This window comes from Pedobacter sp. N23S346 (genome assembly GCF_048515415.1).
Taxonomy (GTDB): Bacteria; Bacteroidota; Bacteroidia; order Sphingobacteriales; family Sphingobacteriaceae; genus Pedobacter.
Genome location: NZ_JBLYEE010000003.1, coordinates 297,609 through 318,583 on the forward strand (window position 1 = coordinate 297,609; position 20,975 = coordinate 318,583).

The window sequence follows — 20,975 nt, forward strand, 5'->3', positions numbered from 1 at the left end:
ACTCTAAACTATGGGTTTTAGACTCCCGACTCTGGACTATAGACTCATGACTCCAAACTCCAAACTATTTCTTCAATCCAATTTCTCTTAATCTTTCATCCAGATATTCCCCAGCCGTCATGTCGCTGTAGGTTTTTGGGTGATCAGCATCTATGGTTGATGGCAAACTGGTTAAATCCATATCACTCCGCGGGTGCAAGAAAAACGGAACCGAAAAACGGGATGTTTTCATTAACTCGCGAGGCGGATTCACCACCCGGTGTGTAGTAGATTTTAATTTATTGTTGGTTAAACGTTGCAGCATATCGCCCACATTCACTACAATATCGGTATGGTGTGCTTTAATTGGCAACCATTCGTTGCTGCGGGTTAAAACTTCTAAGCCATCTGCACTTGCACCAATTAATAAAGTAATCAGGTTAATATCTTCATGCGCTCCGGCGCGAACCGCATCATCAGGAATAACTTCTGGATTTTCAATCGGGAAGTAATGAATCCCCCTTAAAATGGAGTTGCCATTGTGAACATGCTGATCAAAATAATCGATTGGTAATTCCAGGTAGGTTGCAATTGCACGTAAAAGATGCGTTCCGTTTTCTTCCAGTTTCTTGTAAATATCGCCGGTTACTTTGTTAAATTCTGGCAATTCTTCTAAAACTTCATTGTCTGGATATTGATCTTTCACAGGATCACCATCAGTAACTTCCTGACCAATTTGCCAAAATTCTTTCAAATCAGGAGTTTTTGCACCTTTTGCAGTTTCTTTTCCTGCACTGGTGTAGCCACGCTGACCAGCAAGTTCTGGTTTTTCGTATTTCCGCTTGGTTTCTACAGGTAAAGTAAAAGCAGCGCGAATGTTTTCGTAAAGTTTATCAATCAATTCCTGACTTAACCCATGGTTGGTAATGGTTACAAAACCCGAATCGTTGAAGGCCCGGCCCAACTCATCAGAAAATTTTTTGCGTTCTTCTTCAGTTCCATTGATATATGAACCCAAATCTAAACAAGGAATATACGGTGTAGACATGATTTTTAATTTAATGTATTACGAATTTAAAAAAGAATTGTTAATAAGTGAGATTTCGGTTTTTAAAATCAATTTATAATTCTATTTATCAGTATTTTAAGTTATTAACATAGAGGCGCCGATTCACTATTTTTAGTGATTGTCATTCAAAATCCATTATTGTTTTAACAGAAACTATGCTGGTGATATTTTCGTAATATAGTGTAAGAAGTGAAACCCTAAATAGCAAATAGAAACAGATCATATGAAGAGGATAATTTTAGTTTTATTAACAGTTTTAAGTATCAGTCAGGCCAATGCACAAGCCAAGAAAACAGAAAAGGCAACTTTCGGTATGGGCTGTTTCTGGTGTACTGAAGCGATATTTCAACGGTTGAAAGGTGTTACTGCAGTGAAGTCGGGATATGAAGGCGGTGCATTGGCAAATCCAACTTACGAAGAGGTTTGTACAGGTAATACAGGTCATGCAGAAGTTTTGCAGGTTACTTACAACCCAATGGAGATTTCTTACGATGAATTATTAGAAGTTTTTTGGAAAAGTCATGATCCGACTACATTGAACCGTCAGGGTGCAGATACCGGAACACAATACCGTTCGGTTATTTTTTATCATACGCCACAACAAAAGGCTTTAGCCGATAAATACAAGGCTGAGCTGAACAAAACAAATGCCTACGGTAAAAAGGTAGTTACCGCCATTGAGGCAGCAAAACCCTTTTATGTTGCAGAAAGCTATCATCAGAATTATTTTAATAAAAATGGCAATGAATCTTATTGCAGGTTAGTTATTCAGCCAAAAATTGAAAAATTAGAAAAGATTTTCAAATCGAAACTGAAGAAATAATGACGGATTTAAAGTTACTCACCCTGAATGGCATCATAGCAATCAGGGTGAGTAACTTTTTATATATACTTTTCATTTAAGAATTGTCAATAAACTGCCCTGCCAATTAAACAATTCCCCATTCCTGAAACTTTACGCTGGTAAATATTACATTTGCAATATGAATACTGGCTTACAGCTCTACAATACGCTTTCACGTAAGAAAGAACTTTTTCAACCACTCAACGCAAACCATGTTGGGATGTATGTGTGTGGTCCTACAGTTTACAGCGATGTGCATCTGGGCAACTGCCGCACTTTTTTATCTTTCGATTTAATTTTCAGGTATCTTAAGTTTTTAGGTTTCAAGGTTCGTTACGTGCGAAATATTACTGATGCAGGTCACCTGGAAGGCGATCGTGATGAAGGTGATGATAAATTTGCAAAACGAGCGAAATTGGAACAGTTGGAACCTATGGAAATTGTACAAAAATATACCCTTGGTTTCCACGATGTAATGCGCATGTTTAATACGCTGCCACCAAGCATAGAGCCAACTGCAACAGGTCACATCATCGAGCAGATTGAAATGATTAAAGTAATTATCGCCAATGGATATGGTTACGAAATTGGTGGAAATGTTTATTTCGATGTAGAAAAATACAGCAAAGAATACAATTATACCATTCTAACTAACCGGAATTTGGAGGATATGCTCAACAATACCCGCGAATTAGGTGGTCAGGATGAAAAACGTGGACGTTTGGATTTCGCCTTGTGGATTAAGGCAAAGCCGGAAACGTTAATGCAATGGCAATCGCCCTGGGGTTTAGGTTTTCCTGGCTGGCACATTGAATGTTCGGCAATGAGTGCTAAGTATCTCGGCGATGAGTTTGATATTCATGGTGGGGGAATGGATCTTGCGGCAACGCATCATACCAATGAAATTGCACAGTCTGAAGCTTGCAGTCATAAACAACCCGCCCGTTATTGGATGCATACCAACATGCTTACGGTAAATGGAACGCGGATGTCTAAATCTGCAGGAAATGGTTTTCTTCCCTTAGAATTATTCACTGGTGCTCACCCACTTTTGAAAAAAGGATATAGCCCAATGACGGTTAAATTCTTCATGTTGCAGGCACACTATCGCAGTACTTTAGATTTTTCAAACGATGCATTGGATGCGTCGGAGAAAGGTTTCAGGCGCTTAATGGCTGCGATTAGCTTGCTGGATAAACTTGCTGTTTCTACCGAAAGCGACTTCGACATCGATGCAATAAAAGAAAAATGTATCGTGGCCATGAACGACGATTTTAACAGTCCGATTTTAATCGCCGAACTATTTGAAGCCGTGAGAATCATTAACACTGTTTATGATGGGAAGGCAAAAATTTCAGCAGTACAACTTGATCAATTAAAGCAATTAATTAACGACTTCGTTTTTGATATCCTTGGATTGAAAGATGAAGACGCAGGTAGCAATGATTTAAATGGTGTTTTGGATATGGTGATTGATCTTCGTACCGAGGCAAAAGCAAATAAAGATTATGCTACCTCCGATAAAATCAGAATTGGTTTACAGGAACTTGGCATTCAGTTAAAAGACAGTAAAGAAGGAACAACCTGGAGCAAGGCTTAGTTTAGTCTTGAGTCTGTAATCAAAGTCTTAAGTGCGAATTTCTATTGCAGGAATGACAAGTTTGTGAGTATCGTGCATATTTCTGCGATTCCATTCTGCCGTCCTTGCGAGAATATTTTCCGATTCTTCATCGGTAATATTCGTGGCAATCTCCTCTTAGGTTTAACTGAGTAAAGGTTGTGAATCAAAATTTATCTCCTTTACTCAAAAATATTTAAACAATGAATAAAAAGCTTCTAATCATCCCATTAATCGGATTTATTGCATTTCAGGGGTGTAAAAATAAATCAAAAAGTGAAAAAGAAGAAACCCTTGATAGCGCAACTGTCAAATTGGTTTCGCCAGAATTTAATGCCGACAGCGCTTACGTATATACAAAAGATCAGGTAGATTTCGGCCCACGCATTCCCGGCACTACATCACATCAGAAATGTGCCGATTATTTAGTTAGCAAGTTAAAATCTTTTGGAGCTGCGGTTGAAATTAAAGGAGAAAAAACCAAAACATACGATGGTAAAAGCTTTCAGTTGAAGAATATCGAGGCCAGCTTCAATCCGGAAAAAAAAGAAAGAGTATTAATTACTGCACACTGGGATGCACGTCCTTTTTCTGATCAGGACACTGATCCTTCCAATCATAACAAACCGTTTGATGCTGCTAATGATGGTGCAAGTGGCGTGGCCGTAATTTTAGAAATGGCTCGGCAGATTCAAAAAACGCAACCCAATGTAGGCGTAGACTTCATCCTTTGGGATCTGGAAGATTACGGAAAGGCAAATGACGAAACACCTGATGAAGTAACCTGGTGTTTGGGTTCGCAATACTGGGCCAAAACTGCAGTGGCAAAAGGTTATAAAGCCCGTTACGGAATCAACCTAGATATGGTTGGTGGTGGCAATGCACAATTTACGCAAGATGAAATCTCCCGCCAGGCAGCACCAGATGTGGTGAGTAATGTTTGGGCAATCGGTAATGAAATTGGTTACAGTTCCTATTTTGTAAACCTACCTAGTGGAAAACTGGTAGATGATCATTTCTGGATGAATAAAGCAGGTGTACCGTCGATAGACATCATCCACTATAATGATAACAGTGGCTTTTATATCAATTGGCATACACAATTGGATAATCTTGCTAATATCGACCGAAATACACTCAAAGCCACGGGGCAAACCGTATTGGAAACCATCTATCGGGAAAAATAAAATGTGTAATTGTTAATTACTTTTGAAGCCCGCCAGCTTATAAAATTTTATATTCGCCCACAACTATATTTAAACTTACAATGAAACAAATATTTACAACAGCAATTGCATCACTTTTAGCGCTGAGTGCCTTTGCTCAAAAAAATGATGGAACTACAAAATCTCTGGTTAATGCAGAAAAAGATTTTGCAAAATCTATGGCAAAAAATGGTGATAAAGCTTCTTATCTGGAGTATTCATTAGCTAGTGCATTAGTGTTTCGCCCGAATCCGGTAAACGTAAAAACATTCTATAATGCACAAACAAAAAGTGAAGAATCTGTTACCTGGGAGCCAAATCTGGCTAAAGTTTCCCGTAGTGGCGATTTAGGTTTTACTACTGGTCCTTATGCCGTTAATGGCACTGAAAAACAATATGGTCAATATTTATCCATCTGGAAATCTGAAAATGGCAGATGGAAACTGGCAATTGATCTGGAAACATCGAGCAATAAACCGCTTGATCAAACTGCACCTAGGTTTGTAGAACCAAAGGATCATGTGGCACCTAAGTTTTTAAATGAAAGAGAAATTAAAGCCGGACGTGAAATTATTTCAACTACAGAGAAAACATTAAATGCCTTCTTAAAAACACACGGTGTTGGTGCTTTTGGTGGGTTTATGACAGATGATTCACGTTTATTGTTTCCTGGCAACGAACCAATAATCGGAAAAGGAAAAATTCTTTCATTTTATAATGGAATGATTAGCAAAATTAATTTGAAAACAACTGGTGTAGATAAAGCATTAGGTAGTGATCTGGCTTATACTTTTGGCGTTGCCACCATCGATTATAAAGCAGATTTGCGTGAAAGCTTTAACTATGTGTTTGTATATGAAAAAGCTGCTGATGCCAGCTGGAATTTAATTGTTCAGGCATTTGTTCCCGCAGAAAGATAATAGTCAAAATGTGAATTAAAAGAGCTTTCTATAAAAGGAAAGCTCTTTTTGTTTAAAAGATATGGCTGTGTTATTTAAATATTTACAACTTAATACCGGGTTACACGTTTACCCTAAAAACGAATTTTATGCATAAAAAACTATTCATCTTATCTGTTCTTATACTACTATTTTTCCAGGCATCTGCACAAAAACGAAAATTTGATATTCAGGGTAAAGCCGGAGCAAGAGGAATCATGCCTGAAAACACAATTGAAGGCATGTTAAAAGCGCTTGATTTAGGAGTAACTACCTTAGAGATGGATGCTGTAATTTCAAAAGATAAACAAGTTGTATTATCTCAGGAACCTTATTTTAATAATGAAATATCTTTAATGCCTAATGGCAAACCGATCTCTTTTAAAGACCAGAAGAATTATAATATCTATAAGATGGATTATGAGCAGGTTAAAAAGTTTGATGTTGGAAGTAAGGTTCATGCCCGTTTCCCCGGACAAATGAAATTTAAAGCTTATAAACCATTACTTACTGAAACCATAGACGCCGTTGAAGCCTATGTAAAAGAAAACAGATTAGCAAAGCCGGTTTATAATATTGAAACCAAAACCATTAAAAATGGCGATAATGAATTTCATCCTGAGCCTGCCGAATTCATAGAGTTGATTATGGAAGTGGTGAATGCTAAAAAGATTGCTAAACGTGTAATTATAGAATCTTTTGATATGAGAACATTGCAATATTTGCATGAAAAATATCCAAAGATTCAAACTTCATTGCTCATTGATGAAAAAGAGCCGTTTGAAGATTATATAGCCAAGCTAGGGTTTAAACCGACTATTTATAGCCCTTATTCGGTGCTTGTTGGAAAAGGCCTGGTAGATCGTTGCCATGAAATGGGAATTAAAATTATCCCGTGGACGGTGAATACAGTGAAAGACCTGAAGTATTTTATGAGTTTAGGCGTAGATGGAGTCATTACCGATTTTCCAAATCTCATGAACCAAGTGAAATAACAACCCATAAAAAAAGCGATGATTTCATCGCTTTTTTTATGGCAGTAACTTTTTAGTGGTGTGATGTCTCTGCTTCTTCTCCTTTTGAATGCGGTTTAACTTCAGCCTTTTCGTGTGCAGATCCTGCGGCATTATGCACGAAAATAGGGCGGGTAAATGCTACAAGAAGGATTAAAGTAAGAATCCATGCTGCTAAAGGTAGTGTCCAAATGCCTTTTGTTTCTTGAACCGGAGCGTGTGAATCGTGAGCTGACATATCGAATATTTTTGATTTTAAATTTATGCTTCGTAATTGATTGGTAAATATAGTAACAAAAATAGAAAATAAAGCTTTACAAAGCTATTTGAACAGTAGATAATTTACAAGAATAAGTAGCAAAGCCACTTATTCTTGTAAATCGTAAATCATCGTTTTTGTGCTATTTATTTTGCTTTTTATCCGATTTTGGTGTGCTATAAAAACACTATGCATATCCTGAATGGCGTTAAACATTTCGGCTTTTTTGAAATAGCTTTCTGCTGATTTAAAATCTTGCTGTCTCTCTGAATACAAACCCAAACTTTCATATATGTTCGCTTCACAAACACCAGGAACCATTAATGCCTGCGCTGCAACCTGCTTTATTAATTTGTGCAATTTCAGTGTAATAACCAGTTTTAAGTAAGGTTCATACACCTCGGGGAAATCAGCATCAATCTCAATACATCTTTTATAATAGTAACCTGCACTTTGATAATTCTTGAAATGATAATGGTTAAAGTTGCCTAATTGGTAATAAGCCCGGGCATATTCCGGATCGAATGCAATGAGTTCATTAAAATATTGATGCGCTTTTGGGAGCTCGCCCCAGTTTAATTCTTCAATAGCCTGTAGATATTTATCTTCTACAGTTGTAAAAATGTCCATGATGGATATAATTGATTTTTCGAGGTAATAAAAACCTTGAAAACAGTTTAATAAATTGATCTCTAATTAAATTTCACTTCTGTAAGAAGGGAATGGGTTAAGGGTTGGAAAGAAAACTTAAGTCAATATCCAAGCCCTTTAAGCCACAAGACGGGCTAAAGTTTGCTGTTTGAATATATAGTTGACGTAGCATTTTTTTTTATAATCTGCTGCAAATATATTTATTTTCAGGAAATTATAAAACATTCTTGCATTGGGAGCAGATCACCAGAACTGGGCAAGATTAATTTTACCCGGCAGCAGGATCAATAAAACTTAGTAGAATATAAACAGATTCCAGGATGTTTTCTTTTTTAAAAAATAGAGTTACATATCGATCGCCTATTTTAACTTCGAGTTTTGTCCCTCCCTCAAGTGGCCCGTATAAATCGGGTTTTGTCTTTTTAACTTTGTATTTACTGAATTTTGCTAATGCCTCCTGAACAGTAGTTTTGTTGAGGGTTAAGTGGTAAGGCAAACCAGAAACAACCACAAATTTATCATCAGGAATACCGAACCAGATCTCATTTACTGTCTGCTTGTTTTCGATAGTAGTGTAGATTCCTAAACCTGATTTGGTTATCCATTCTGCATATCGCTCTCCATCAGCTTCGTTATCAGAGATTACGGCTTTTACATTTAAGGCAGCAGAAATTTTTTCAGTAGTTTGTGGAAAGATAAACTCCGCATTTTTATTTAGTAATGAACCCAACCCTGCACTTTTCTGCGCAAATGTGGTTATGATGATGAATTGAAATACGAAAAGTAAGGTGAAGGCTTTAATTTTCATTGACATATGATTTAGAAGCGAATTAATTTACTTTTAAAGATAGTAAATTAACCAAACCAACAAAATGGATAGAATACTAAGAAGCTGTATAAAATTACAATTTATCAACTTGCGAAATTTCCAAGGCCTGTGAACTGAAGAATTTCGCCAGTTTTGACGACAATACCATAAAACTTTCGAAGTATTTCCCCCAACAAAGGCCACCAAAACTTCGCAAGTTGATATTTATTCATGAATAAATATCAACTTGCGAAGATAAAAGAGGCTTATAAAAGATCTTTAATGATTTTCTCTATTGATAAACCTTCCGCCTCTGCACGATAATTACGAACGATACGGTGGCGTAGAATAGGCTCGGCAACTGCTTGAACATCTTCAATATCCGGGGCATATTTTCCCGTTACGGCAGCATGGCATTTTGCACCTAAAACTAAAAATTGTGATGCTCTTGGTCCAGCACCCCAGCTGATGTATTTATTCACCGCTTCAGTTGCAAATTCACTATTCGGGCGGGTTTTAGAGGCTAGTTTAACCGCATATTCCAATACGTTATCCGTTACCGGAATTTCCCTGATCAATTGCTGAAAATACTGGATTTCGTCTGCGTGAATTATTTTTTGTAGTTGTATGGTTTTATTGCTTGTTGTGTTTCTAACGATATTTAGTTCATCTGCAAAAGCAGGATAGTTTAACTGAATATTGAACATGAAACGGTCTAATTGTGCTTCAGGCAGGGGATAAGTGCCTTCCTGTTCAATTGGATTTTGAGTGGCCAAAACAAAGAAAGGTTTGGGTAAAATATGGGTTTGGCCAGCAGCAGTAACCGATTTTTCCTGCATGGCTTCTAGTAAAGCGGCCTGCGTTTTTGGAGGGGTTCTGTTAATCTCATCTGCAAGAATAATATTTGAAAAGACAGGACCTTTAATAAACTTAAAATGCCTGTCTTCTCCCAATATCTCTGCGCCAATGATATCACTTGGCATTAAATCCGGTGTAAACTGAATTCGGTTAAATTCCAGGTCTAAAACACCAGCTACAGTTTGAACGAGTAAAGTTTTAGCTAATCCGGGTACGCCAACCAACAAACAATGTCCGTTGCTAAAAATGGCGATTAATACAGATTTGATGATTTCATCTTGTCCGACTACAACTTTACCAATTTCTGCTTTAATGTTATTAAAAGCCTGGTGAAGTGCGTTGACAGCTTCTACTTCGTTTTTATACTGCATTCGTATTATTTTGCGGCTGTGGAGGTTTTAGTCCAGATTTTTAATTCGTTACAGGTATTAAATTCGTCGTCAATTTTAATATAAGTGCTTTCACGGCGTTTCTCAAACCATTCGCTTAAAGTACGATTAATTTTATCACTTTGAGCAGCATCTCTGATTTTCGGAAAATCCTGTGCCATGTTTGCCTTATGAGGTGGAATTTTCGATTTCAAATATAAAATGCGATAACCCTGTTTCCCATCGGCAGCGGTATAAAGATTAGGCTTTGAAATGGCGCCAATTTTCATGGTATCAATCACTAAAAATACGGAAGGATCTAATTTGTCAATTGGAATGAAGGTACTTCTTGCCTGAACATTTTCAGCATTCAGCATCATACCACCATTAAATTTTGATTCTTTGTTATCAGAGAATAAACTCGCAGCGGCAGCAAAGCTGATCTTTTTTGAAGATATGTTATTATAGATACTATCTGCATGAAGTTGTAAACGGGTTAAGCTTTCTGGCGTGGTTGCAGGTCTGACTAAGATGTGGCGGGCGTGAACCTGTTCACCACGACGTTCAATTACCTGTAAAATATGAAATCCAAATTCTGTTTCGAAAACAGGAGACATTTCGCCAGCTTTAAGTTTAAAAGCCCAGGCTGTAAATTCTTTTGCCATGGTGCTTCTATCGAAGAAGCCTAAGTCACCACCATCAGCAGATGAGCCTGGATCTTCAGAATACGTTTTAGCTAAAACGCCGAAATCATCACCACTTTTCACCCTTAAACGAAGGGCTTCAATTTTATCATGAAACCGTTGTTTTTCTGCCTTGGTTAATTTTGGATCTAAAATAATTTCTCCAACTTCAACCTCAGTGTTAAATTCTGGAATACTATCGCCAAGGGTTTTGAAATATTTTTCAACTTCCATTGGTGTTACATTGATGTTTTCTGTAATTTTTGCCTGCATTTTCTGTGCAATCAACTCATCCTTTACTGATGGTCTGATCTCATCTTTATATTGAAGTACAGATTTGTTCAAGAATTGCTCCAGACGCTCTTGCCCACCAGCGCGTTGCATACTATAACGCATACGTTTGTTCACCTCATCATCAACCTGTGCATCTTCAACCATTACCGAGTCAATTTCTGCCTGCTGCTTTAATAGCTTTTGAGTAAGGGTATTTTGTAAAATTTTACATTTAACATCTTCATTTGCAGGATTTCCCTGATAAAGATATTGGGTATATTGTTGATTTAAATCCGAAAGTAGTACAATATTATTTCCTACCACAGCAGCAACTTTATCGATGTTATGTTTTCCAGGTTGTGCATAACTGTTTAAAAACAAGCAAATTAATGCGATTGCCACTAAAAAAACTCTTTTCATTCTATTATTTATATTTGCAATTATTATACTTATTAAAGATCAGCTTATTAAGGTTTGGCCAGTTTTCTCAACTCGTTTTCATTTATCTTAATCTGATATTTTTGTTTAAGGCCTGTCAGCCAGTTTTCTTCTAGGTTCTGCTGGTAATCTGCAATAACCAATCCTTTAACTTCACTTAATGGTTCTTTGTAATCCTTTTTATGATTATGGTAAAAATCTTTTATCGCCTGCTCATCCTCCTGTGCCTTACTCCAGATTTTTTGTTCAGAGACGTTAAACATTAAAACCCCCTCACGGTATTCATTAAGCAGAAAGTCTTGATTTTTACTTTTTACACTCGTTTTTTTACGTTTTTCTAAAGCTGTTTCATAAGCTTTAATTTCCTCCTGATAAACCGGATTTTTATCCAGTCCCATCTCCCGGGCATCTAAAACCTTCAGTTTAAAATTTAAATACAAATTAAGATAGGATGCTAAATCTGCATAATCTGAGCTTACACTTCCGTTGTGGCTTTTCTTGTATGACCAAATAAACTCTTTGGAACTTACAGGTTTGCCATTTACCACAGCAATGTTCTGAGCAAGCGAGTAGCTACAAATAAAGCTAAAAACGAATAAGGAATAAGCCTTCTTTGCAGGGAGCACTCTATAAATTTTAAGGGATAAAAGTAACAATAAGCGGCGCTATTATAAGATATTTAACTAATTTTAACAGAAATTATTATCTACAAAAATACGAATGGAAAACCAGGTTACCAACAATGCGAACGCTTTACGTTTATTTTTTACTGAAGAAGTTTTTTTAGTAAAAGATGAAAGTGTAGAAATAGTGCATCATGTTGCTGCAGAGCCTGTTTTGTCTCAATTTGTAACGGAAAACAAAAGTGGTGATAATTCTACTTTACCATCACTGAATGAAACAATTTCAGCGTCAGAGGTTGTAGAAGTACTACAAGTTCAGCAAGAAAGTGTTGAAATTCCGCCTGTTATTGCCCTTCCAGCCGAAGAAAAATCTTTCAAGTTTTTGGGAGGGAATAAAAAATCTGTTCTGATTTTAGTGAATGATCCTCAGCATGATGTAAGTACAGAACAGGGTAGGGAACTGCTTCGCAAAATTGTAAAAGCTGTAGATTTAGGCACTGCTGATTTTGCACTTTTAAACTATGCACATTATTCTGGGGTTAACTTTGTCGCTCTTCATCAATTTTTCAAACCGATAATTATGCTTTCTTTCGGTGTTGAAATTGCCGATTTGGAATTGAATTATGAATGGAAAAATGAAATTATCAATCATGAGACCACCAGAATCATCTTTGCCCCGAATCTGCATCTTCTGGATAGCGATTTAGGAGCGAAAAAACAGCTTTGGGCTAATCTTCAGAAAATTAAGTAGAGCGAGGAGTTAGTGTAAAGTAATTAGTGTAAAGTAGTAAGTATCGAGTATCAAGACTAAGGTTCCAAAACATTTCAAGCAACTCAATTAAAGAATATTGTAACATAAGTTATTTAGTTTTTTCAAAACCTAACCACCTAACCACCTAACCACCTAACCACCTAACCACCTAATGACTAAACTTGTTTTCGCCACTAATAATCAGCATAAAACCGAAGAAATCCGTTTGGCACTGGCCGGACTATATGAAGTTTTGAACTTAAACGATATTGGTTGTGAAGAAGATATTCCTGAAACAGCAGATACCTTTGAAGGCAATGCAACCTTAAAAAGCACCTATGTGCTGGAAAATTTTCAGTTAGATTGTTTTGCAGATGATAGTGGCTTAGAAGTAGAAGCGCTCAATAATGAACCCGGTGTGTTTTCTGCACGTTATTCTGGTAGTAGGGATAATACTGAAAATATTAACCTGGTTCTAAAAAAACTGGAAGGTATTGCCAATAGAAAAGCACGGTTTAAAACAGTTATATCTTTGCTGCACAATGGACAAAATCATATTTTTGAAGGGACGATCAATGGTACAATCAGAAAAGATTTATCAGGTTTGCATGGTTTTGGCTACGATCCGATTTTCCAGCCAGATGGTTACGACATTACTTTTGCCGAAATGGAAATGGCAGAAAAGAACATGATCAGCCATAGGGCTATCGCGTTAAAAAAGATGATTGAGTTTTTGAAAGGGTAATGGATTATTTTAATCTTAAACCTACCGTTTGATGGCTTACCAACCCGCTTAAATAACAGAATCTTAATCTTATAATTTCTGAATTGCTTTCTTTAAAGAATCTGCTTTCGGCAAAATAGGTTTGATCCCGAAATTAACTGTATCCAATAGATTTCCTGCTGGCAGATTTTTATTAATGTTTAAGTTTATTTTCTTAACTTTTTTAACTGGTAACGAACTCGCTTTAGTTACCGCTTTACCAGCAACTTTAGGTTTTGCAGGCGCAGTAACTTTTGATTTGGTTTTAGGTTTTGCCTTCCCTGATGAACCAATGGCATCTTTTTTCGACTTCGGACGTTCTTTCGGTTTCCATGAAAATCCTTTCAACACATTGTCTTTAGATATTTTGGTTTCTGGATTTAATGCACCTTCAACACCTTTAATGTACACAATATCTTCAATGTCATTCTCATTATCCTGGAAAACAAACTTAATCCTGCTGCTCAACGTCTGATTCATTTCCTTGTAAACCTTCGTGCTGTCGTCCTGGGTATAATAAATGCTTTCTGCATTGCCATCAACATACATCGTTTTAAGCTTGCCATTATTGAAAAAGCCTGTCATTAACCTCCCTTTGATCTGGTTAAACCGTAACGAATCTTTCGGTGTGTTTACTAAAAAAGCATTTCTGATGGCCTGTAAATTATTTAGTTTTTTGTTCTTAAACTGCACATAGATGGTATCTGCAATCTGCTGCGACCCTTCCGACCAGATAATCGGATTTACAAAACATCTCAGGGTAGAATCTGCACTGGTGTAAAATAAACTATCTGTTTTAGCCTGAATGTTGCTTTTAAATATTTTAACGCCATGGTAGGCCTTTATAATCCTCGCCTGAACGGTGTCGGCAGGATTAAATTTAGTCGTATCATTTTTGGCTAACCCAGGCTTCAATGCTGAAATAACGCCTTTACCAAGGTTTTTAATATCAGTCTTGCCAACAGCTTTAGTTAGGCTATCTACTTTACCTGCGGCATCTTTCCCAATCAATTTACCTGTTTTAATTGCCTTTTGTGCCAGGCTATCTTCCTTAATCTTCGGGAGATTCCTGACAATCGAATCCGCTTTAGCTTTTAAAATATTTCCGTCTTTTAAACTATCCGTACTTAGTTTAGGTAGTTTCTTCGCTAATGAATCTATTTTGGTCGAATCTGTTGGAAGTTTATCAAGTGGGCTGGTTGGATCATTGTTTTTACGATCGTTCTTAGGTTTAATTTTAGCGCCCTTATCATTTCTGGCAGTGAGGTTGCGCTTACCTTTTGGGTTGTCTTCTGTAGTCTCTGTTGATGTTTTTCCTGGCGATTCAGCCCCATCCTTCGCACCTTCTTCTTCATCGTCTTCACCAACTTCGTTATCCGCTTTTATCGAAATTTTAGGAACCAGTTTCAAATTTTTCTGTAAAACCATTTGGGTTTCCAAAGTATCTGCACCCATCCATAAACTATCCGGACGCTTTTTGCCTTTTACCAATACGGAATCTTCTGTGCCAATGCCTAAATAAGCATTTCGGCTTACCAATGTTCGCTGATCGATTTTATAGTAATAACCTAAATCGCCAAACATCTTCATCTTATCCTTCGTATCGGAAAATACAATGTTTTTTACCGCTTTACCATAACCGATTTTGCCAAAATAATATAAACTATCTCCCTTAAGTGATCGAGTACCTTGCGTATAAAGGTTCTTCTTTCCGAAATAAGCATCTTCAGTAGCTGTATTGTAGGCGCCATTTTCGGTATATAAATTATCGTCTTTACCTTTTATATTGGTTGGGCCGTAAAAATAAGTCCATTTAGATTGGGTATTGTAACGTAGCGTATCAGATTTAATCGTTACCTGCGGCGTAACCACCACTACATTATACCTGAAATAAGCATCGTTACTTCCACTAAAATAATAACCGTTTTTGCTGGTTAGGGTAACCTGCTGATTTACAATTTTACCGCCGCTGGTATAAGTTCCGATTTTGCTTACGGTATTGTAATCTAAAATTTCTGTGGTTAAAACCGATGTAGGGTCTGTCATTCTAACATTACCAGTTAAATGGGCCTGCTTTTTATTTCCATCATATTGCAGCTCATTAGAATAAATATCAGTGGTAAGCTGATTGATATGCACGTTTCTATATGCCTCGAAATAATTCCGCTTATTATAAAAAACGGCGCTATCACAAGTCAGTGTGGCGTTATCCTGCTGGAAAACCGGATTTCTGAGATAAGTAACGCTGTTTTTCATATCCCCGCTAATTTTGGAGTATGAAACTATTTTAATCTGCTTCTGGCCGAATAGAAAAAAAGGACTTATTAAAAGAAATAGAAAAACAAATATTTTTTGCACCCTACAAAGTTAGTTTTTTGTTCCGAACGTTCGGAATACCAGTTAAAATTAAATATTTTTGGTGGATGTTACCCTTATCTCAATTTCAGGATTTTATTAAGAAAAACGAATTGTTTACCAGTGGTAACAGAATTCTTTTAGCCGTTAGCGGAGGAAAAGATTCGGTATTAATGATGCTTCTTTTTAAAACACTAGGCGTTGATATTGGTGTAGCACATTGTAATTTCGGTTTACGGGCAGATGAGGCACAGCGTGACGAAAATTTTGTCAGGCTACTTGCTGATGCTCATGATCTTCCATTTTATGTAACGCATTTCGAAACAAAAAAATATGCTGCTGAAAATAAAATTTCTACCCAAATGGCCGCGCGGATTTTGCGTTATGCCTGGTTCGAAGAAATTAGGGTAGCCAATCAGTACGATTGCATTGCATTGGCACAGCACCAGAGCGATGCCATTGAAACAGTATTAATTAATCTAATCCGTGGTACCGGAATAAGCGGTTTGCATGGCATTTTGCCTAAGAGAGATCGGCTCATCAGGCCGCTGTTGTTCTTAAATCGTGAGCAAATTAATGAGATTATTGAAGAGGATAACATCGCGTTTGTGGAAGACAGTTCGAACTTAAGTACGAATTACACCCGAAATAAATTAAGGTTGCAGGTCATTCCGCATCTCCAGGAAATTAATCCAAACCTCGAAAAAACTTTCGCAGAAAACATTACTCGTTTTACTTCGCTTGAAAACTTTTTGGATCTGCAGGTAGCCAAGCTTCGAACTGAAATTATCTTACGAAAGGTTGATGGATGGTACATATCGCTGGCTGAAATTGCAAAACTGAATCCTCAAAAGTTGCTGTTGTATGAGTTGCTTAAGCCATTTCACTTTGCAGCGAATGTAGTAGAGGAGATTTTAGATAGCTTAAGTGCAGTAAGCGGAACACATTTTTTCAGTTTAAGTCATCAGGCTATTATCAATAGAAACGATCTGGTCATTGTAGAAAAGAATGCAAATACAGTTCTTAATCAGTTTATTCATCCCTTAACAGCAAAAACTTATTTTGGCGATTATACCATTTCGCTACGTTATTCTACTGAAATAAAATTTGAAGTTGATGTAACTAAAGCTTTTGTAAACGCCGACAAATTGATTTTTCCTTTAGTGTTGCGGAAATGGCAAAACGGAGATAAATTTATTCCATTGGGGATGCGTCTACCGAAAAAGGTGAGTAATTTTTTTATCGACGAAAAAGTTCCCTTGCATTTGAAGCATAACACGCCAATCCTGGTAAATGGAAATGGAGAGATTGTGTGGATTGCTGGTATGCGACAGGATAATCGATATAAATTAACTACTGCAACAAAAAAAGTTGCTATATTCGAACTCGAAAATAACTAAGTGGAAAGCAGATACGCCTATATCGAAAAACAATACATTGGTCGAGATTATGTTCGCATTTTCATCAGATTAATTATGGCTGCATTCTGTTTTGCAGCTTACGTTTATGAACGCGATCGCGATAATACACAAGATCTTTTTTTGGTAGTCGGCTTTGGAATCATCGGTGTTTCCATGCTATTGCTTTTCCTGATTCAATACAAAATCGTTGTGGAAAATGGCAGTATGATATTGGATGGTTTATGGACTACTAAACGGGTGAAGATTGATCTAAACAGTATTATTGACGTGCGTAAAGCTACTTATAGCCGTTATTTTTTTAATAATCCGGTGTATAACCTGCACACAAAAGGTACTATTCGTTTTTATTCATCTGGTAAAGATGCCGTGGTTTTAACCGACCGGGATGGTTTGGAATATTTCATCGGTACCCAAAGACCGAACGAACTTTTCTTAGTCATTAAAGAAGAGATGAGAAATCTTAAATAATTAAGGTGAGGCATTATTTGCCCAATATTCTTTTGTTTTCCCAACTGTTGCTTTTTATTTATTGTTTTCCACGTTGCCAGGTAATATTTCATTTATGGCATTTGAATTGAATTATTGAAGGAGTATGGGAGAGGCGTTTAGCCTGCTGTAAATTTAGCCGCAGATTGGCAGATTAATGAACGAATTTAATATGAGTAATCACTTCAATGTAGATGATTATCCTTTTCAAGAAGAGTGTTATATAGTAATCGGTATAGCAATGGAAATTCATAGGATTTTAGGTAAAGGTTTTTCAGAAATCGTTTATAAAGATGCCTTTGAATATGAATTAACCTCCAGAGGCATTGGGTATGAAAGGGAAAAAAGATTTGTAGTTAATTACAAAGGCATTGTCCTTAAGCATCAATTCTATGCCGATTTTGTAATTGATAATAAAATAATTCTTGAAATCAAATCTAGTAATGGAATCGTAGATGCTTATTATACCCAGGTCTTGAATTATCTCACCATATCGAAGCTTAAAGTTGGGCTAATCATTAACTTCAATGATAAATCATTACAATATAAACGCATTGTGAAAACAAAATAAGTATACATTTTGGCTATTTACAATTTGAAATCTGTGAATTTGCGGCATAACTTTTCATAAGTATACACTTTGGCTATTTATAATTTGAAATAAAATGCTGGATTCAATGTACGCTACAAATTTTTTTAGAAAAACTTAATCTGCGAATTTGCGGCATAACTTTTCATAAGTATACACTTTGGCTATTTATAATTTGAAATAAAATGCTGGATTCAATGTGCGCTATAAATTATTTTTAGAACAACTTAATCTGCGAATCTGCGGCATAACTTTCCAAAGTTTTTATTGCAATACCCCGACACATATTATAGATTAAAATGGGCTACATTTGTATAACAACAACGCATTTATAAATGAAGATAGGAATTGTTTGCTACCCAACTTTTGGTGGTAGTGGAGTAGTTGCAACAGAGCTTGGAAAAGCACTCGCAAATGAAGGACACCAGGTTCATTTTATCACATATAGCCAACCAGCCAGACTGGATTTTTTCTCAGCAAATTTATTCTATCATGAAGTAGCTGTTAGAAATTATCCACTTTTTGATTATGCACCATATGAATCGGCGTTGGCCAGTAAACTGGTTGATGTAGTTCGTTTTGAACAATTGGATCTTCTGCACGTACATTATGCCATTCCACATGCTTCTGCTGCTTTTATGGCGAAGCAGATTTTAGCAAGTTATGGCATTCATATTCCGGTGGTAACCACGCTTCACGGAACAGACATCACACTTGTGGGTAAAGACCCAACGTATAAGCCTGTAGTAACCTTTTCTATTAATCAGAGTGATGGGGTGACCACAGTGTCAGACGATTTAAAGGAAGATACTTATAACCATTTTGAGATAACAAAAGATATTAAGGTAATTCCAAATTTTATCGATTTCAGCCGTTTTAGTTTACAGGCAAAAGATCACTTCAAAAAGGCGATTGCGCCAAATAACGAGCGTATTTTAATTCATACCTCTAACTTTAGGAAAGTGAAGCGTACGGCTGATGTAATCAGAATTTTTGAAAAAGTACAGGCTGTGATTCCTTCGAAATTATTAATGGTAGGAGATGGGCCAGAACGCTCTTATGATGAACAACTTTGTCGCAGTTTAAATATTGGAGAGAATGTTCGTTTCCTTGGCAAGCAAGATGCTGTAGAAGAAATTTTGTCTGTATCAGATTTATTTCTGATGCCGTCAGAATCAGAAAGCTTTGGTCTTGCAGCCTTAGAAGCAATGGCTTGCAAGGTGCCTGCGATTACCACAAATGCTGGCGGTTTACCAGAGTTAAATGTGGATGGTTTCTGTGGTTACATGAGTAATGTTGGCGATGTGGATGCAATGGCAGCAAATGCGATTTCCATTTTAAAGGATGATGCGACTTTAAAACAATTTAAAGATAACGCATTTACAAGAGCTCAGGATTTCGATTTGAAAAAAATTCTGCCTTTCTATGTAGATTTCTATAAAGAGGTAATTGAAAATTCTTTGCAAAGCAAATAATAGATATTAAAATATTATATCAAAAGTCGCTCGGGTCTACCTGGCGACTTTTTTTATGGATTTTACATGCTTAAAAACTTAAGATTTGTGATCAATACCTGGAAATCTTAATAATATAAAAATAAAATAAATTGGTGCTAATATTCACTGTGTAAGATTCTTATCAAGAAATCGTTATCAAATTAAACTTTCTCTAAATCAAATCATTATAAATCGTACCTTTGCCGCAAATGAAAAAGATAGTAGATTACAGAAAGCTTTTGAACGTGGATAAAACGGCCGAGCTTGCAGCGCTTAAGTCGGTTTACCGCACCCTGATGAAAGAGTACCATCCTGATAAATTCCAGGTTGAGGAGGAGAAATTAGCGGCAGAGGCAAGAAGTAAAGACATTATAGAAGCTTACCATTTTTTGGTTAGTATTGCGCCAGAAACACGTGAGCAAAACATCGAGACTTATACACAAACGATTACTAATTCAAATATTTTAGATTTTGAGTACAAACAATCTGTTTTAAACATTCAGTTCTTTGATGGAAGTGCTTATGAGTACTTTGATGTGCCAAGAGCAATTTATATTAAATTAGTGAATGCAGATTCTCCAGGTCGCTTTGCCCGTCGTCATATCTGTAATTCGTTTCCATATCGTAACGTAGTTAAAGTAGCAGAACCTGCTTAATATTATATAATTAGATATTTATTGAAGACTTGCTGTAGGGCAGGTCTTTTTTTTGATCTATTGGCTATTCCATCGGCTTGTGGCTCACCTGCCGAAATTTAGATATGGATTTACTGTGATTATCTAATGGTTTAATAAGGTCCTGAATCAAGTTTAGGATGACGGGGTGGCTATAGCGATCGTTTATTGAAATCGCTTAATCATCTACTATAAACCGTCTTCCTCCTAAACCTAGTCGTAAGTTGTCCTGCTGAACTTGATTCAGCATCTATTATCCTGAGTATTACCTACTCTAAACTTTCAAAAAGATCGTTCCAATCGTAATTTTCAGATCGAATTAATTTGATTTTCCATTCCCGTTTACAGTTCTTCAACTGTTTCTCGCGGCCAATCGCCTCTGTAATAGTAGTAAATTGCTCGTAATATATAAGCTTATTACAGTTGTATTTAGCTATAAAAGAATACGGGTACTTCTTTTCGCGATGCTCAATGATTCGAGTGTATAAGTCTGAAGTGACCCCAATGTATAGAACGGTATTATTGAAGTTTGTTAAGATATATACGCAGCCACCTCTCTCTCCATATTTTCTTTTTATTGAATATACGGGTTTACTGTGATTATTTAATGGTTAATAAGGTCCTGAATCAAGTTCAGGATGACGATGTGGCCATAGCGATCGTTTTATTACTAGCGCTTTATGCAGCTATTGTTTACATGGTGATGCAACAACAACGAATGATCATTCTTCCCATAAATTACATTTAATACAGGTAGGTTTGATGCGCCAACTATGAACGGTCGTCCTCCTGAGCTTGACTCAGGATCTATTT

At 36.6% G+C, this 20,975-nt stretch carries 22 protein-coding genes; 13 read left to right on the top strand and 9 right to left on the bottom strand.

Features of this window, described 5'->3' with window-relative positions:
- Nucleotides 1-64: 64 nt before the first annotated feature.
- Nucleotides 65-1,027 carry an isopenicillin N synthase family dioxygenase gene (locus ACN1CD_RS08040; RefSeq protein ID WP_419129895.1) on the bottom strand — a complete coding sequence of 321 codons (963 nt, stop codon included), beginning with the start codon at nt 1,025-1,027 and terminating at the stop codon, nt 65-67.
- Nucleotides 1,028-1,271: 244 nt separating this feature from the next.
- Between ACN1CD_RS08040 and msrA the strand changes: the two genes are divergently transcribed.
- The 5 genes from msrA (at nt 1,272) to ACN1CD_RS08065 (ending at nt 6,648) form a co-directional block, all read left to right on the top strand.
- Complete coding sequence (gene msrA / locus ACN1CD_RS08045) at nt 1,272-1,871, top strand: peptide-methionine (S)-S-oxide reductase MsrA (protein WP_419129896.1); 600 nt, start codon at nt 1,272-1,274, stop codon at nt 1,869-1,871.
- A 160-nt stretch (nt 1,872-2,031) separates the two neighbouring features.
- A complete protein-coding gene (gene cysS, locus ACN1CD_RS08050; protein ID WP_419129897.1) occupies nt 2,032-3,492 on the top strand; it encodes a cysteine--tRNA ligase in 1,461 nt (486 codons plus the stop codon).
- A gap of 221 nt (nt 3,493-3,713) precedes the next feature.
- A complete protein-coding gene (locus ACN1CD_RS08055) occupies nt 3,714-4,697 on the top strand; it encodes a M28 family peptidase (RefSeq protein WP_419129898.1) in 984 nt (327 codons plus the stop codon).
- A gap of 80 nt (nt 4,698-4,777) precedes the next feature.
- A complete protein-coding gene (locus ACN1CD_RS08060) occupies nt 4,778-5,635 on the top strand; it encodes a DUF4440 domain-containing protein (protein ID WP_419129899.1) in 858 nt (285 codons plus the stop codon).
- Nucleotides 5,636-5,763: 128 nt separating this feature from the next.
- Complete coding sequence (locus tag ACN1CD_RS08065; protein WP_419129900.1) at nt 5,764-6,648, top strand: glycerophosphodiester phosphodiesterase family protein; 885 nt, start codon at nt 5,764-5,766, stop codon at nt 6,646-6,648.
- A gap of 52 nt (nt 6,649-6,700) precedes the next feature.
- Here ACN1CD_RS08065 and ACN1CD_RS08070 read toward each other — a convergent pair whose 3' ends face one another.
- The 6 genes from ACN1CD_RS08070 to ACN1CD_RS08095 form a co-directional block, all read right to left on the bottom strand.
- Nucleotides 6,701-6,904 carry a hypothetical protein gene (locus ACN1CD_RS08070; protein ID WP_419129901.1) on the bottom strand — a complete coding sequence of 68 codons (204 nt, stop codon included), beginning with the start codon at nt 6,902-6,904 and terminating at the stop codon, nt 6,701-6,703.
- A gap of 129 nt (nt 6,905-7,033) precedes the next feature.
- Nucleotides 7,034-7,555 carry a hypothetical protein gene (locus ACN1CD_RS08075; RefSeq protein ID WP_419129902.1) on the bottom strand — a complete coding sequence of 174 codons (522 nt, stop codon included), beginning with the start codon at nt 7,553-7,555 and terminating at the stop codon, nt 7,034-7,036.
- 289 nt (nt 7,556-7,844) lie between these two features.
- The gene (locus tag ACN1CD_RS08080; RefSeq protein ID WP_419129903.1) at nt 7,845-8,384 is read right to left on the bottom strand and encodes a hypothetical protein; all 540 of its coding nucleotides are present in this window, start codon (nt 8,382-8,384) and stop codon (nt 7,845-7,847) included.
- A gap of 266 nt (nt 8,385-8,650) precedes the next feature.
- Complete coding sequence (locus tag ACN1CD_RS08085; protein ID WP_419129904.1) at nt 8,651-9,613, bottom strand: AAA family ATPase; 963 nt, start codon at nt 9,611-9,613, stop codon at nt 8,651-8,653.
- A gap of 5 nt (nt 9,614-9,618) precedes the next feature.
- Nucleotides 9,619-10,986 (bottom strand): foldase protein PrsA, encoded by a 1,368-nt coding sequence (locus ACN1CD_RS08090; protein WP_419129905.1) that lies wholly within the window; start codon nt 10,984-10,986, stop codon nt 9,619-9,621.
- A 47-nt stretch (nt 10,987-11,033) separates the two neighbouring features.
- Nucleotides 11,034-11,630: a hypothetical protein gene (locus tag ACN1CD_RS08095; RefSeq protein ID WP_419129906.1), complete on the bottom strand. Its 597-nt coding sequence runs from the start codon at nt 11,628-11,630 to the stop codon at nt 11,034-11,036.
- A 94-nt stretch (nt 11,631-11,724) separates the two neighbouring features.
- Here ACN1CD_RS08095 and ACN1CD_RS08100 point away from each other — a divergent pair, with 94 nt between their 5' ends.
- Nucleotides 11,725-12,378, top strand: a complete 654-nt coding sequence (locus ACN1CD_RS08100) for a hypothetical protein (RefSeq protein WP_419129907.1) — start codon at nt 11,725-11,727, stop codon at nt 12,376-12,378.
- 172 nt (nt 12,379-12,550) lie between these two features.
- Nucleotides 12,551-13,123, top strand: a complete 573-nt coding sequence (gene rdgB, locus ACN1CD_RS08105; RefSeq protein ID WP_419129908.1) for an RdgB/HAM1 family non-canonical purine NTP pyrophosphatase — start codon at nt 12,551-12,553, stop codon at nt 13,121-13,123.
- Nucleotides 13,124-13,192: 69 nt separating this feature from the next.
- Here rdgB and ACN1CD_RS08110 read toward each other — a convergent pair whose 3' ends face one another.
- The gene (locus tag ACN1CD_RS08110; protein ID WP_419129909.1) at nt 13,193-15,397 is read right to left on the bottom strand and encodes an OstA-like protein; all 2,205 of its coding nucleotides are present in this window, start codon (nt 15,395-15,397) and stop codon (nt 13,193-13,195) included.
- A 167-nt stretch (nt 15,398-15,564) separates the two neighbouring features.
- Here ACN1CD_RS08110 and tilS point away from each other — a divergent pair, with 167 nt between their 5' ends.
- From tilS to ACN1CD_RS08135, 5 genes are all read left to right on the top strand, one after another.
- Nucleotides 15,565-16,896 carry a tRNA lysidine(34) synthetase TilS gene (tilS, locus tag ACN1CD_RS08115; RefSeq protein WP_419129910.1) on the top strand — a complete coding sequence of 444 codons (1,332 nt, stop codon included), beginning with the start codon at nt 15,565-15,567 and terminating at the stop codon, nt 16,894-16,896.
- Complete coding sequence (locus ACN1CD_RS08120) at nt 16,897-17,385, top strand: hypothetical protein (RefSeq protein ID WP_419129911.1); 489 nt, start codon at nt 16,897-16,899, stop codon at nt 17,383-17,385.
- 190 nt (nt 17,386-17,575) lie between these two features.
- Nucleotides 17,576-17,974 carry a GxxExxY protein gene (locus tag ACN1CD_RS08125; protein WP_419129912.1) on the top strand — a complete coding sequence of 133 codons (399 nt, stop codon included), beginning with the start codon at nt 17,576-17,578 and terminating at the stop codon, nt 17,972-17,974.
- 353 nt (nt 17,975-18,327) lie between these two features.
- The gene (gene bshA / locus ACN1CD_RS08130) at nt 18,328-19,467 is read left to right on the top strand and encodes an N-acetyl-alpha-D-glucosaminyl L-malate synthase BshA (protein WP_419129913.1); all 1,140 of its coding nucleotides are present in this window, start codon (nt 18,328-18,330) and stop codon (nt 19,465-19,467) included.
- A 230-nt stretch (nt 19,468-19,697) separates the two neighbouring features.
- Nucleotides 19,698-20,144, top strand: coding sequence for a KTSC domain-containing protein (locus tag ACN1CD_RS08135; RefSeq protein ID WP_132530192.1), 447 nt, complete (start codon nt 19,698-19,700; stop codon nt 20,142-20,144).
- 287 nt (nt 20,145-20,431) lie between these two features.
- On the opposite strand, the gene ACN1CD_RS08140 is transcribed toward ACN1CD_RS08135, so the two are convergent.
- Nucleotides 20,432-20,740 carry a GIY-YIG nuclease family protein gene (locus tag ACN1CD_RS08140; RefSeq protein WP_419130049.1) on the bottom strand — a complete coding sequence of 103 codons (309 nt, stop codon included), beginning with the start codon at nt 20,738-20,740 and terminating at the stop codon, nt 20,432-20,434.
- A 29-nt stretch (nt 20,741-20,769) separates the two neighbouring features.
- On the opposite strand from ACN1CD_RS08140, the gene ACN1CD_RS08145 reads away from it, so the two are divergent.
- On the top strand, nt 20,770-20,910 hold the full coding sequence (locus ACN1CD_RS08145) for a hypothetical protein (protein ID WP_419129914.1): 141 nt from the start codon (nt 20,770-20,772) through the stop codon (nt 20,908-20,910).
- The last annotated feature ends 65 nt before the right edge of the window (nt 20,911-20,975 follow it).